Below are 13,849 nucleotides of genomic sequence, written 5' to 3'. Positions count from 1 at the left end.
GTGCCAGGACACAAGGAGCCTGAGATGAGCCAAATCAGTCTGGTGGGAGCGGGCCCCGGGCCCCTCGAATTGTTGACCCTGCGCGCCCTGCACCGTCTGGAGGCGGCAGAGGTCGTGGTCTATGACCGCCTGGTGGGGAGCGAGATCCTGGCCCGCATTCCCCACGGGGCGGCCCGCTTCGACGTGGGCAAGCGCTGTGGTGAGCCGAGCCCGACCCAGGAGGAGATCAACGCCCTGCTGCTGGCCCTGGCCCGCACGGGCAAGCGGGTGGTGCGCCTCAAGGGAGGGGATCCCCTGGTGTTCGGGCGCGGTGGCGAGGAGGCGCTACACCTGGCCCGGCACGGCATCGAGGCCGAGCTGGTGCCGGGGATCACGGCGGCCCTGGGGTGCGCCGCCAGCAGCTTCATTCCCCTGACCCACAGGGGGCTGGCCCGCTCCCTGACCCTGGTGACGGGGCACCTGATGGACGAGCGCGACTATCAGGGCTGGCAGGGGCTGACCCGGGCGGGCCACACCCTGGTGTTCTACATGGGGCTGGAGCGGGCGGCCCGCATTCGGGAAGGGATGTTGAGGGCTGGGGCTCCGGGCGCGCTGCCGGTGGCCCTGGTGGTGGCTGGCTGCAGCCCCCGCCAACAGGTGCACGAGGCCACGCTCGATGGCCTGGAGCAGGCCGCCCGTGCCCTGCTGGGCCAGAGCCCGGTGCTGATCATCATGGGGGAGGTGGTGCGGCTGCGCGCCGAGCTGCAGGGGCTGCTGACGGAGGCCCTGGAACGGGTCGCCTGAGGGGCGATTTTCCCTCTACCCCCACTACCTCCTGATAGATAAAAAGGAGGTAGATTCAAAGAGTTGGCCTTCATGTTGCGGCATTTTCGCCAGACAGAACGCGATCGTCGCCGGCAAGGAGCGCCATGACCACTTTTTCCACCCGGGGCCAGGACGGCCCCGCTTCCCGGCTGTTGATCCACGCCGATGACCCGGGCCAGGCGAACCGCCTGGCCCTGCTGGTCAGTCACTACGGCCATCAGCCCGGGATCCTCGATACCCGCCAGTTGCTGACGCCGACGCAGAGGGGGGATGCCCTGCTCGTCAGTTGCCGCCAGTTCAGCGCCGAGGTACGCCTTGGCCTCTCCCTTTGGCCCGACATGCCGCGCCTCTTGTTCTGCGAGCGGCTGGGGGGCGATACCCAGCTCGCCCTGTTGCAGCAGGGGGTGTTGCTGGTGCCCCACCCTTGCGGCGAGCGTGAGCCGGTGGAGCAGTGGCTGCGCCTGGCCCGCAGTCAGCTCGCCATGGTGCAGGCCCTGATGCAGACCGAGAGCGAGCTGCGCCAGAAGCTGGAGGATAGGCGGCTCATCGAGCAGGCCAAGGGACGCCTGATGCGCCATCAGGGGCTGGACGAGGACGAGGCCTATCGCCTGATGCGCAGCACCGCCATGAGCCGTCACCTGAGCCTGGGGGAGCTGGCGCGGCAACTGCTGCAGGCTTTGCCCGCCTGAGCGCTCCCGTGGCCAACCGTTTTGGTGCAACTGCGCCTAATTGAGGCAAATTTGAGGGAGGATCAGGGCACCACAGACCGCAAAGGGCCGCCTGATGCACCCTGGACGAGCTGGCACGGAAAGTGAATAACAAAAACACGATAGCAATGAAGTAACGATGCGCAGTGAGGGGCCGGTCAGGTCACTCACCCGCAACAGGGCAAAGAAGCCCCGCCGATCCCGGATCGGCGGGGCTTTTTTTTGGTCGCGACGCACCTTGGGTCGCAGCGCTGCAACGAGGTGGCACTGCGATTCCAGGCAGCCTGGCGCCATGGCCCTGACCCGGAACCGAGGGAGGAGATGCAATGAACGGACGACAAGGATGTGCGGGGATGCTGCTGGCGGCGCTGTCGCTGCCGGTGCTGGCACTGGGAGCCCCGGAGCAGGAGGAGCTCAGGCTCGGCTTCATCAAGCTGACCGACATGGCGCCGCTGGCGGTGGCCTACGAGCGTGGCTATTTCGAGGATGAGGGACTCTACGTCACCCTCGAAGCCCAGGCGAACTGGAAGATCCTGCTGGATCGGGTGATAGACGGCGAGCTGGACGGTGCCCAGATGCTGGCGGGCCAGCCCCTGGCGGCCCACATCGGTATCGGCACCCAGGCCGAGCTGGTGACGGCGTTTGCCATGGATCTCAACGGCAACGCCATCACGGTGGCCAACAGCGTCTGGGCCGCCATGGCGCCCCAGTTGCCCAGGCCGCAGGCGGGCCAGGTGCCGCCCCCGGTGAGCGCCGCCGCCCTCAAGCCCGTGGTGGCGGAATATCGTCAGGAGGGCAAGCCCTTCAACATGGGAATGGTTTTCCCCGTCTCCCCCCACAACTACGAGCTGAGGTACTGGCTGGCGGCAGGTGGCCTGCATCCCGGTTTCTATGCGCCCAAGCTTGGGGACAACTCGGGCCAGCGCCAGGCGGACGTGCTGCTGTCGGTGACGCCGCCCCCCCAGATGCCCGCCACCCTGGAGGCGGGCACCATCGCTGGCTACAGCGTGGGGGAGCCCTGGAACCAGCAGGCGGTCGCCAGGGGCATAGGGGTGCCCGTCATCACGGATAACGAGATCTGGCGCAACAACCCGGAGAAGGTGTTCGGCGTCACCCGGCAGTGGGCCGAGCGTCATCCCAACACCCATGTGCGGCTGGTGAAGGCGCTGCTGCGGGCGGCCTGGTGGCTGGATGCAGACGACAACGGCAACCGGCGCGCGGCGGCCAAGCTGCTGGCCAAACCCGAGTACGTGGGGGCGGACGAGCAGGTGATCGCGAACTCCATGACGGGCACCTTCGAGTACGCCAGGGGGGACAAGCGCCAGGTGCCGGATTTCAACGTCTTCTTCCGCCACCACGCCACCTATCCCTACTACTCCGACGCCATCTGGTATCTGACCCAGATGCGGCGCTGGGGCCAGATCCCCGAAGCCAGGCCGGATGCCTGGTTCGAGCAGGTGGCCAAGGCCGTCTATCAACCGGACGTCTATCGCCAGGCCGCCGAGGCCCTCATCGCCGAGGGCAAGCTCAAGGCCAGTGACTTCCCAGACTTTGCCAGCGAGCAGGGCTATCGCGGCCCCCAGGATGGCTTCATCGACGGCCTCATCTACGACGGCCGCCACCCCAACGCCTACCTGCAACAGTTCGCCATCGGCCTCAAGGGCGATGAGCGGGTGCAATGAGCAAGGAGATCCCGATGAAACGACACACATGGCCCCTCATCCATTTAAAAGCCATCAACTGGAAAATCATGGTGCAGCCCCTGCTCGGCGTGCTGCTCTTCCTCGGCCTCTGGCAGTGGGGGGCGAGCCAGGTGCAGACCAGTCTGGGCACCCTGCCGGGGCCGCTCGCCACCGCCAGCCAGCTCTGGTCCCTCGGGCAGGAGCATCTGCAGGAGCGGGAGAAGGCGGCGGCTTTCCTCGAACGCCAGCAGGTGCGCAACGCCGAGCGACTAGCGGCGGATCCGGCGGCCGAGGTGAAGCTGCGCCCCTACACAGGACGTCCCACCTTCTTCGATCAGATAGCCACCAGCCTGCTCACCGTGCTGTGCGGCTTCGCGCTGGCGACTCTGATCGCCATTCCGTGCGGGGTGCTGCTCGGCATGAATCAGGGGCTCTATCGCGCCGCCAACCCGGTGATCCAGCTGCTCAAGCCGGTGTCGCCGCTGGCCTGGCTGCCCCTCATCACGCTAGTGGTGAGCGCCCTCTACGCCAATCCCGCCCCCTGGCTCGCCAAGTCCTTCCTCACCTCGGCCCTGACGGTGACCCTCTGCTCCCTCTGGCCGACCCTGATCAACACGGCGGTGGGGGTGGCGGGGCTGGATGGGGATCTGCACAACGTCAGCCGGGTGCTGCGCCTCTCCTTTGTGACCCACGTGCGGCGCATCGTGCTGCCCGGGGCCCTGCCCATGATCTTCACCGGGCTGCGGCTCTCACTGGGGGTGGCCTGGATGGTGCTGATCGCGGCGGAGATGCTGGCCCAGAACCCGGGGCTCGGCAAGTTCGTGTGGGACGAGTTCCAGAGCGGCGGCTCTGCGTCTCTGGCCCGCATCATGGTGGCGGTGATCACCATAGGCCTCATCGGCTGCGCCCTGGACAGGGGCATGCTGGCACTGCAGCAGTGGTTGTCCTGGGACAAGCGCCAGGTGCTGCGTTAATCACATTTCTATTCAGGCAGGAGAAGAGCCAATGAAGAGTTATCTGGAGATAAGCGACGTCGGCATCTCGTTCGAGACGGAGCAGGGCAGCTTCGAGGCCTTGAGCCGGGTCAACCTGCGCATCGAGAAGGGGGAGTTTGTCTCCCTCATCGGTCACTCGGGCTGCGGCAAGAGCACCGTCCTCAACCTGGTGGCCGGGCTGCTGGAGCCGACCCTGGGCGGCATCATTCTCGATGGCCGCGAGGTGGCGGGCCCGGGGCCCGAGCGCGCCATGGTGTTCCAGAACCACGCCCTGCTGCCCTGGCTCAGCGTCCAGCAGAACGTGGCGCTGGCGGTGGCCCAGGTGGAGTCTGACAAGCGGGTGGTGGCGGAGCGGGTGGACTACTACCTCTCCCTGGTGCAGATGGATCACGCCAGCCAGAAGATGCCCCACGAGCTGTCGGGGGGCATGAAGCAGCGGGTCGGCATCGCCCGTGCCCTCTCGCTCTCCCCCAAGGTGTTGCTGATGGACGAACCGTTCGGCGCCCTCGATGCCCTGACCCGGGCCCATCTGCAGGACGCGCTGATGGCGATCCAGGCGGAGCTTGGCAACACCGTCATCATGATCACCCACGACGTGGACGAGGCGGTGCTGCTCTCCGATCGCATCGTCATGATGACCAATGGCCCCAGCGCCACGGTCGGTGAGATCCTGACCGTCGACCTGCCAAGGCCCAGAGACAGGGTCGCCCTGGCGGACGATCCCCACTACCACAAGCTGCGTCAGCAGGTGCTGCGCTTCCTCTACGAGAAGCAGCGCAAGGTGACCCCCCTCAAGGCAGCCGGGCAGGTGCGCAGCAAGCTGCGCGCCTGAGCCCGCCGGATTCAAGGAAGAGAGACATGACTGACAAAGAGCAACAGTGGGTGACAGAGGACGGCATGGGCCTGCTCGGTTGCCAGAACAGTGGTTCCGCCGAACAGACCGCAAAGCAACGGCTGCTGGTGGTGGGCAACGGTATGGTGGGTCACCACTTCGTCGAACAGCTGGTGGCGGCCGGTGGCCTGAGCCGGTTCGAGGTGACGGTGTTTGGCGCCGAGCCTGATGCCGCCTACGACAGGGTACACCTCTCCGAGGTATTCGGCGGCAAGGCGCCCCAGGCCCTGCGCATGGCGGATCCTGCCTGGTATGAAGAGAGCGGCATTGCGCTGCGGCTGGGGGCCGAGGTGGAGGTGCTCGACCGGGCCACCCGCACCCTGACGCTGGCCAACGGCGAGCAGTTCCCTTACGACCGTCTGGTGCTGGCGACCGGCTCGGTCCCCTTCGTGCCCCCCATCCCCGGTCATCAGCGAGAGGGCTGCTTCGTCTATCGCACCCTGGGAGATCTCGCCGCCATCCGCGATGCCTGCGCCCAGGCCCGCAGCGGCGTGGTCATCGGTGGCGGCCTGCTGGGGCTGGAGGCGGCCAACGCCCTGCGCTTGCTCGGCCTCAAGACCCAGGTGGTGGAGTTCGCCCCAAGGCTGATGCCGGTGCAGCTCGACGAGAGCGGCGGCGCCGTGCTGCGGGACAAGATCCAGGCCCTCGGGGTCGAGGTGCTGGTGGAGAAAGCCACCGAGTGCATCGAGCAGGGGGAGCAGGCCCGTCATCGCCTGCGTTTCAAGGACGGTTCCCACATTGAGACCGACGTGCTGCTGTTCTCGGCGGGGATCCGCCCCGCCGACACCCTGGCCCGGCAATCCGGGCTGGAGGTCGGGGAGCGCGGCGGCATCTGCATCGACGACGGCTGCCACAGTTCGGATCCCGCCATCCTCGCCATCGGCGAGTGCGCGCTCTGGCAGGGGCGCATCTTCGGCCTGGTGGCTCCCGGCTACCAGATGGCCCGGGCCGCAGTGGCCAGTCTGTGCGGCGGCGAGACCCGCTTTATCGGGGCCGACATGTCCACCAAGCTCAAGCTGATGGGGGTGGACGTGGGCTCCATCGGCGATGCCCACGCCAGCACCGCCGGCGCCCAGGAGTTGCTGCTGCTGGACAGGGTCAACGGCATCTACAAGAAGCTGGTGACCGACGGCGAGGGCAATCGCCTGCTCGGCGCCATCCTGGTGGGGGACGGGGCCGATTATGAGCGGCTGCTGCAGTACTACCAGAACGGGGTGGCGCTGCCCCAGCCGCCGCTCTCCCTGCTGGTGGGGGAGGTCGGGGCCGCCCCCGCGCCCCTGGTGCTGCCGGACAGCGCCATCCTCTGCTCCTGCCACAACGTGAGCAAAGGGGACGTGGTGGCCGCCGTTCGGGCGGGCAATCACGAGCTCTCGGCGGTGAAGAGCTGCACCAAGGCCGGCACGGGTTGCGGCGGTTGCAGCAACCTGCTCAAGCAAGTGGTGGATCAGACCCTGGCGGATCTTGGCGTCGAGGCGGACAAGGGGTTGTGCGAGCACTTCGCCTACGGCCGTCAGGAGCTCTATCACCTGGCCCGGGTGGGCGAGCTGAAGAGCTTCGAGGCGCTGCGGGACAAGCACGGCCAGGGGCTGGGGTGCGACATCTGCAAGCCGACGGTGGCCTCCATCCTGGCGTCCCTCTGGAACGAGCACGTGCTGGAGAAACCGCACCGCGCCCTGCAGGACACCAACGACGCCTTCCTTGCGAACCTGCAAAAGGACGGCACCTATTCGGTGGTGCCGCGCATCCCGGGGGGGGAGATCACCCCGGAGGGGCTCATCACCATCGGCGAAGTGGCGCGCAAGTACGGCCTCTACACCAAGATCACCGGCGGCCAGCGCATCGATCTCTTCGGCGCCCGGGTCGACCAGCTGCCCGCCATCTGGGGCGAGCTGGTGGCGGCGGGCTTCGAGACCGGTCAGGCCTACGGCAAGTCGGTGCGCACCGTGAAGTCCTGCGTGGGCTCCACCTGGTGTCGTTACGGGGTACAGGACTCCATGACCCTGACCCAGACCCTGGAACACCGCTACAAGGGGCTGCGGGCCCCCCACAAGCTGAAGTTTGCGGTCTCAGGCTGCACCCGGGAGTGCGCCGAGGCCCAGAGCAAGGACATCGGCGTCATCGCCACCGAGCGGGGCTGGAACCTCTATGTGTGTGGCAACGGCGGCATGCGGCCGCGCCACGCCGACCTGTTCGCCACGGATCTCGACGAGCAGACCCTGATCCGCTACATCGACCGGCTGCTGATGTTCTACGTGCGCACCGGGGACAGGCTGCAACGTACCTCGGTCTGGATGGAGAACATGGAAGGGGGGCTCGACTACCTAAAGTCGGTGATCATCGAGGACAGGCTCGGCATCGGTGCCGAGCTGGAGGCCATGATGGAGGGGATCGTCGGCACCTGGCAGTGCGAGTGGAAGAGCACATTGGCGGATCCGGACAAGCTCAAGCTGTTCGAGGCCTTCGTCAACCGGCCCGAGGACGAGACGCCGCCGCGCCGTGAGGAGCGGGGGCAATGGGTGCCGGATATCGCTATCAAGGAGGTGGTATGAGCGACATAAAAGAAGAGACCTTACAGTCAGAACCTGGAGCCTGGCATAGGGTATGCGAGCTGGCGGCGCTGCCGGAGCAGGCCGGGCGCAGCGCCTGGCTGGAGGGGCGGGTGCTGGCGCTGTTTCGCCTCGGGGAGCATGTCTATGCCCTGGACGGGGTGGATCCCCTGGCCGGCGTGGCGGTGCTGGGGCGTGGTCTGGTGGGGGATGCCGGTGGGGAGCCCGTGGTCGCCTCGCCCCTTTACAAGCAGCGCTACGCCCTGATGGACGGTCGCTGTCTGGACGATCCTGCCCTGAGCGTCGCCTGCTGGCCGGTGCGACTGGAGGGGAGCGAGGTCTGGGTACAGCTGGGGTGAGTGGCCCATCTGAAAACCATGTTGTGATCGCCGGGCACTGCCCGGTGATTTTTTGTGCGCGACCCGACATTTCTTGTACGAGAGGATGGCGGGAAAACGTTTTTCGGAAATAATGGACAAACGTTTGCAACTGGATGTTTGTCTATGACGGAACGTGAGCAAGAGATCCTCGCCCTGCTGCGCCAGGATCCCATGATTGCCCAGCAGGAGCTGGCGGACAGGCTCGGCATTAGCCGCTCCGCGCTGGCGAGCCACATCTCCAGCCTGATGCGCCAGGGCTATGTGCAGGGGCGCGGCTATGTGCTGCGCGAAGGCCCCTACGCCGTGGTGATCGGCGGCGCCAACATGGATATCTGTGGCTGCAGCCACGACAACCTGCGCATCGGGGATTCCAACCCGGGCCGGGTACGCACCTCCGCCGGCGGGGTGGGGCGCAACATCGCCGAGAACCTGGCGCGCCTTGGCACCGATACTCGCCTGCTGACTGCGGTGGGCAACGATCAATACGGCCACCACCTGCTGGAGGTGAGCCAGCGCGCCGGGGTCGACGTGCGCCAGGTACTGGTACTGGAGGGTCAATCGACCTCCTGCTACCTCAGTCTGCACGATGGCAGCGGCGAGATGAGCTGCGCCGTCAACGACATGGGGATCATCGAGCAGCTCACCCCGGCCCGGCTCACCCCCCTGATCGGTTTTCTCGGTGCGGCCCGGCTCTGGGTGCTCGACACCAACCTCGCCACCCACACCCTGGACTGGCTGTTCGAGCGCCAGGGGGAGCACATCATCTTCGTGGACACCGTGTCGGTGGCCAAGGTGGAGAAGATCCGCCCCTGGCTGCACCGCATCCACACCCTCAAACCCAATCGCACCGAGGCGGAGCAGCTGTGCGGCTTCACCATCGGGGGGCCCGACACCTGGCCCATGGCGGCGGCCTGGTTCCACCGCGCCGGGGTGCAGCGGCTCTTCCTGAGCCTCGGCGATCAGGGGATCTTCTATAGCGACGGGGCCTGCCAGGGCCATCTGCCCGTGCTCGGCAGCCCGGTCGTCAACGTGACCGGCGGCGGCGATGCCTTCATGGCAGGGCTGGCCCACGCCTGGTTGCAGGATCAGGGCATCATGGAGACAACCCGGTTCGCCCTCGGTTGCGCCGCCCTCACCGTCAATTGTTCCGATACCGTCTTTTCCGGCCTATCCAAGGCCGCCGTTGAACGCATGCTGGAGGAGTACCCATGTTGAACGCTTACCTCGATATCCAACCTGAAGTTGCCGCCGCGCTGGCTGCCGGCAAGCCGGTGGTGGCCCTGGAGTCCACCATCATCTCCCACGGCATGCCCTATCCGCAGAACGTGGAGACGGCGCGCCAGGTCGAGCAGGTGGTGCGGGACAACGGCGCCGTGCCGGCCACCATCGCCATCATCGATGGCCGCCTCAAGGTGGGTCTGGATGCGGGGGCCCTGGAGGCGCTGGGCCGGGCCGGTCATGCCGCCACCAAGTGCAGCCGCCGCGACATCCCCTTCGTGCTGGCCAACAAGGGGCTGGGGGCGACCACGGTGGCCTCCACCATGATAGTGGCCGCCATGGCCGGGATCCGGGTGTTCGCCACCGGCGGCATCGGCGGCGTGCATCGCGGCGCCCAGGAGACCTTCGACATCTCCGCTGACCTGCAGGAATTTGCCCAGACCCCGGTGGCCGTGGTCTGCGCCGGCGCCAAGTCGATCCTCGACATCGGTCTGACTCTGGAGTACCTGGAGACCCAGGGGGTGCCGGTGATCGGCTACCAGACCGAGGAGCTGCCCGCCTTCTACACCCGGGAGAGCGGCTTCAAGGTGGATTACCGCCTGGAGAGCCCGGCGGCGATCGCCGAGGCGCTGCGTCTGAAGTGGGAGCTGGGGCTGGCCGGGGGCGCCGTGGTGGCCAACCCGATCCCGACCCAGTTTGCCATGCCCAAGGCCGACATCGACGCCGCCATTGCCCAGGCACTGCGTGAGGCGGACGAGCAGGGGGTCAAGGGCAAGGCGTCCACCCCCTTCCTGCTGGCCCGGGTGTGCGAGCTGACCGGTGGTAACTCCCTGGCAGCCAATATCCAGCTGGTGCTGAACAACGCCGCGCTGGGGGCGCGCATCGCTGCCAGCCTGTGATCGGTTGTCCGGGTGTGCGAGCTGACCGGTGGCAACTCCCTGACAGTTAATAGCCAGCGGGTGCTGAGCAACGCCGCGCTGGGGGCGCGCATCGCTGCCAGCCTGTGATCGGTTGTCAGGGTGTGCGAGCTGACCGGTGGTAACTCCCTGGCAGCCAATATCCAGCTGGTGCTGAACAACGCCGCGCTGGGGGCACGCATCGCTGCCAGCCTGTAAACACCTTTGCGAAAGATGCAAAAGAGGGCCAACAGGCCCTCTTTTTATTGCGCTAATCGGTGAGATAACCCCCTTATTCCAGCACCAGTCGCCCGTTGAGAGGCTGGACGGGGCGGTTGTTGGGGTGGTGCATCACCGCCTTGAAGGCATCGATCTGGGCCTGGCTGGCCTGGACCGGCTCCTTCATCACCAGCCAGCGCACTCCTTCCGAGCAGGGTGGGGTGGTGAGGGACCCGCTGAAGCGGTAGTAGTCGTGCTGGGCGGGCAGCAGTTGCTCTGCCGAGATGGGTTCCTTGAAGGCATGGATCTCCCCCGCCTTGGCTGGCAGCACCTGCCAGGCCTGGCTCAGGGCCCCATTGGCCTGGCCCGGCTCGAACATCACGGCGACCACCGCCAACTCCCCCTTGTCATTGGCATGGACCAGGTGACCCTCCAGGGGGTAGGACCTGCCCTCGATGAGGTTTTCGCTGGGGGCGTGGAAGTGGAACTGCTTGAGTTCGAAGTGCATGCCGTCGAGCTCAAGGGTGCTGCCGGGGGCATAGTTGACCTGCACCGTGTGGCCGTTGTTGACCAGCGTCTTGCCACCCGCCTGATAGTGGAACTGCAGGGGGGCCAGATCGGCCTTCACCAGACCCGAGAGGTTGACCGGCGACTGGTTGCTGCCGGCACACTGGCCATATTCCGGGGTCAGGCTGGCCCATTTCGCCGGGCCGGCCTCGCCGCTGTATTCCCAGTGTGTGGTGGCGGCAAAGGCGGCAGGGCAGAGCAGCAGGGCGCCAGCCAGCAGGGACTTTTTCATCATGCATCCTTATCCTGATTGAAAAGCACGACCATTCCTGGCCTTCCGGCAGGAAGGCCAGGAATGGCATCGTTGGAAACGCAGGGTACGCGGTGCCAGACCGGATTAATTGTTATGAAAGGTCTGTCGTCATCGTTATTTGAAGCGTGGCATGAGGCTGCGTCATGATGTATTCCGGCAACGGGGCACGCTTATTCATGAAGGAGAAATCCTGCGGGCATTTTCGCAATGAACGGCCCCCTTTCATGGCGCCCCAAATAGATGACGGGCTGATTCTAGAGGGCTTTTCATGGCTCCGTTTGATCTCGAGCAAACAAGCGCGGACTAATTATCGGGCTTGAGGATCCCTTATTTCGTTGGGATTTTTTCGATATTCCCTGACCCGGCCAGGGGCGTGCGTGGCGGGAGCCGGGCGCTGCGCTGACAGAGTGCCTCGGTGTTGACCCCTTATCTCTCTGATAGTGCTGGAGAAATTCCCCCCTCAGCACAGTGACGGCGGGATGACAATCCCCCGGTTGGCGGCGCCTTGTTTGCGGTTTTGCCGTCCTCTTCACATTTCCGGATTGCTCGCTATTTGTGCGATTGCCTTACTCATCCGACCTGGTGTCAAATCACTCCGCCTAACACAAGGAGTGGCATAATAATGAATAATATCAATAAATTAGTTCTGGCTATCGGATTCACTCTCACCACCTTCCCGAGCCTGGCGGCGGGCTTCCAGTGCGGGGAGCACGTCACCCTGGGGGTACCCGGTCAATCCAGTCAGCTGTTGTGCCGGGAGGGCTATGCCGCCGGGTACAACTACGACACCAAGGTCTCTGACTGGGTCTCTTACCGGATGACGGCCGCCAGCGCCCAGGGCCAGGTGCCGCGCAAGGATGCCTTCGCCGAGGACAAGGAGGTGCCGGTGCAGTTTCGCGCCACCCTGTCGGACTACAAGGGCTCGGGCTATGACCGCGGCCACCAGGCGCCGGCGGCGGACATGCGCTCCACCGCCAACACCATGAAGCAGAGCTTCCTGCTGACCAACATGACCCCGCAACTGCCGGCGCTCAACCAGGGGGCCTGGCGCATCCTGGAGGAGAAGACCCGGCAGTGGGCCATCACCTACAAGAGCGTGCAGGTGATCACCGGCCCCATCTTCACCTACTCCGATGGCGCCATCGGCAACGGCGTGACCGTGCCCCACGCCTACTACCGGGTGGTGATGGATCTGGCGGGCAAGCGGGCCATCGCCTTCATCCTGCCGCAAGAGAACGTCTCGGCCAGTCGGCTGGCGGACTATGTGGTGACGGTGGATGAGGTGGAGGAGCAGACCGGACTCGACTTCTTCACCGAGCTGCCGGATGAGCAGGAAGAGGCCATGGAGTCGCGGCTGTCGGCCATGTGGGGCGGTTAGCGCGTCCGGCAGGGGTAACGGGGGCCCAGGCCCCCGTTACCCACACGGGCCTCCTGCCATTGTCATGGCCCCTGGTACAGGGCCAGTACAGCTTGGGTCTGGCATCGGGCCCTTATCATGACTCCTTTTTCAGGAGGCATCATGTCAGCGCTGTTTTCCCTTTACTCCTTGTCCACTCTTGCCCGCGCGTTGCGCATCTGCGTACCCATGGTGCTGCTGGGGGCTGCTGTTCCCCCCGCCATGGCAGACGAGGATATCCGCTTGGGGCAGACCATTCTGCTCGGGGTCGGCGATCATCCCGCCATCATTCCCATGCTCGCCTGCCGACCGACCAAATCCATCATGGTCAAGGCAGGGCGGGAGTTGACCCTGGAGCGGGTCAAGGTGTTCTACGGCAACGATCGCAGCAAGACCCTCTATTTCGACAAGGTGTTGAGAGAGGATCAGGAGTCGGGGTGGCAATCCCTCGGCAGCCGACTCTGCATCAAGCGCATCGAGGTGTACGGCAATTCGGAAGGGAGCAGGGCGGGGGTCAAGGTGTACGGGCGCAAATGAGCAAAGGGCGGGGGAAATCCCCGCCCAGTGCTTATTTCTTCGGGCGGAACGGTTTGATGATGGCCTCGTCGCACTCGAGATAGGGCCCTTCCATCAGGTCGATGCAGTAGGGAATGGCGGGGAAGACCGCATCCAGGCACTCGCGGATCGATTTGGGCTTGCCCGGCAGGTTGACGATGAGCGAGCTGCCGCGCAGGCCGGCGGTCTGGCGCGACAGGATGGCGGTCGGCACGAACTTGAGGGACTCGGCCCGCATCAGCTCGCCAAAGCCCGGCATCATGCGATCGCACACCGCCTCGGTGGCCTCCGGGGTCACATCCCGCCTGGCCGGCCCTGTGCCCCCCGTGGTAACGACAAGGCAGCACTGCTCATCGTCCACCAGCCGAACCAGGGTCGCCTCAATCTGATCCTGCTCGTCGGGGATCACCTGATAGACGGGCTCCCATTCCGAGGTCAGGTAGGCGTTCAGGGTGTCGATGATGGCCTTGCCGGAGAGATCTTCGTAGATGCCTGCACTGGCGCGATCGCTGACGGTGACGATACCGATTCTTGCCTTGCTCATGGTCTGCCCTTGGTTGCCGCAATAAAGTGGTAAATAAAATAACATAATCAGTGAGATATGTTAAACCGCAGGATGAGGCAAGGGGAGGGCGTCGAGCCAGGGAGAGAGTCGAATGAAAAACAATTTTGAGGAAAGTCCCTTAATAAGGCATAAGGCCGATAAAAATGGTGCTGAAATTTTATAAAAAAACTGACG

Annotated in this window: 13 protein-coding genes and 1 pseudogene; 12 read left to right on the top strand and 2 right to left on the bottom strand. The window is 65.3% G+C overall.

Features of this window, described 5'->3' with window-relative positions:
• Nucleotides 1-24: 24 nt before the first annotated feature.
• The 10 genes and pseudogenes from cobA to AB5Y59_RS15570 all read left to right on the top strand — a co-directional run.
• A complete protein-coding gene (cobA, locus tag AB5Y59_RS15615; RefSeq protein WP_010675453.1) occupies nt 25-783 on the top strand; it encodes a uroporphyrinogen-III C-methyltransferase in 759 nt (252 codons plus the stop codon).
• A 125-nt stretch (nt 784-908) separates the two neighbouring features.
• Nucleotides 909-1,493 (top strand): ANTAR domain-containing response regulator, encoded by a 585-nt coding sequence (locus tag AB5Y59_RS15610; RefSeq protein ID WP_010675452.1) that lies wholly within the window; start codon nt 909-911, stop codon nt 1,491-1,493.
• Between the two features lie 344 nt (nt 1,494-1,837).
• Entirely contained in the window at nt 1,838-3,193 is a 1,356-nt protein-coding gene (locus tag AB5Y59_RS15605; RefSeq protein ID WP_368212294.1) for a CmpA/NrtA family ABC transporter substrate-binding protein, read from the top strand.
• Between the two features lie 14 nt (nt 3,194-3,207).
• Complete coding sequence (locus AB5Y59_RS15600; RefSeq protein ID WP_049636599.1) at nt 3,208-4,167, top strand: ABC transporter permease; 960 nt, start codon at nt 3,208-3,210, stop codon at nt 4,165-4,167.
• 31 nt (nt 4,168-4,198) lie between these two features.
• The gene (locus AB5Y59_RS15595; protein ID WP_257707368.1) at nt 4,199-5,020 is read left to right on the top strand and encodes an ABC transporter ATP-binding protein; all 822 of its coding nucleotides are present in this window, start codon (nt 4,199-4,201) and stop codon (nt 5,018-5,020) included.
• Nucleotides 5,021-5,046: 26 nt separating this feature from the next.
• Nucleotides 5,047-7,629, top strand: a complete 2,583-nt coding sequence (gene nirB, locus AB5Y59_RS15590) for a nitrite reductase large subunit NirB (protein ID WP_368212292.1) — start codon at nt 5,047-5,049, stop codon at nt 7,627-7,629.
• Nucleotides 7,626-7,985 carry a nitrite reductase small subunit NirD gene (gene nirD / locus AB5Y59_RS15585; protein WP_010675447.1) on the top strand — a complete coding sequence of 120 codons (360 nt, stop codon included), beginning with the start codon at nt 7,626-7,628 and terminating at the stop codon, nt 7,983-7,985. The genes nirB and nirD overlap by 4 nt, the downstream gene beginning before the upstream one ends.
• 144 nt (nt 7,986-8,129) lie before the next feature.
• Complete coding sequence (locus AB5Y59_RS15580; protein WP_319869585.1) at nt 8,130-9,221, top strand: PfkB family carbohydrate kinase; 1,092 nt, start codon at nt 8,130-8,132, stop codon at nt 9,219-9,221.
• Complete coding sequence (locus AB5Y59_RS15575) at nt 9,215-10,123, top strand: pseudouridine-5'-phosphate glycosidase (RefSeq protein WP_039040336.1); 909 nt, start codon at nt 9,215-9,217, stop codon at nt 10,121-10,123. Before AB5Y59_RS15580 ends, AB5Y59_RS15575 begins: the two co-directional genes overlap by 7 nt.
• Before the next feature lie 117 nt (nt 10,124-10,240).
• Nucleotides 10,241-10,339: pseudogene (locus tag AB5Y59_RS15570) on the top strand (pseudouridine-5'-phosphate glycosidase); the annotation flags it as partial.
• 73 nt (nt 10,340-10,412) lie between these two features.
• Here the strand turns inward: AB5Y59_RS15570 and AB5Y59_RS15565 are convergent.
• Nucleotides 10,413-11,138, bottom strand: coding sequence for a carbonic anhydrase (locus AB5Y59_RS15565; protein ID WP_039040335.1), 726 nt, complete (start codon nt 11,136-11,138; stop codon nt 10,413-10,415).
• Between the two features lie 643 nt (nt 11,139-11,781).
• Here AB5Y59_RS15565 and AB5Y59_RS15560 point away from each other — a divergent pair.
• Nucleotides 11,782-12,537: a DNA/RNA non-specific endonuclease gene (locus AB5Y59_RS15560; RefSeq protein ID WP_368212290.1), complete on the top strand. Its 756-nt coding sequence runs from the start codon at nt 11,782-11,784 to the stop codon at nt 12,535-12,537.
• 207 nt (nt 12,538-12,744) lie between these two features.
• Nucleotides 12,745-13,092, top strand: coding sequence for a DUF2541 domain-containing protein (locus AB5Y59_RS15555; protein ID WP_368212309.1), 348 nt, complete (start codon nt 12,745-12,747; stop codon nt 13,090-13,092).
• Between the two features lie 31 nt (nt 13,093-13,123).
• Here AB5Y59_RS15555 and mog read toward each other — a convergent pair whose 3' ends face one another.
• Entirely contained in the window at nt 13,124-13,654 is a 531-nt protein-coding gene (gene mog, locus AB5Y59_RS15550) for a molybdopterin adenylyltransferase (protein WP_041212474.1), read from the bottom strand.
• Nucleotides 13,655-13,849 lie beyond the last annotated feature (195 nt).

This window comes from Aeromonas sp. s10 (assembly GCF_040907975.1).
Taxonomy (GTDB): Bacteria; Pseudomonadota; Gammaproteobacteria; order Enterobacterales; family Aeromonadaceae; genus Aeromonas; species Aeromonas caviae.
The sequence above is the reverse complement of the archived record's forward strand: the minus strand, read 5'-3'. Positions and strand labels throughout refer to the sequence as shown.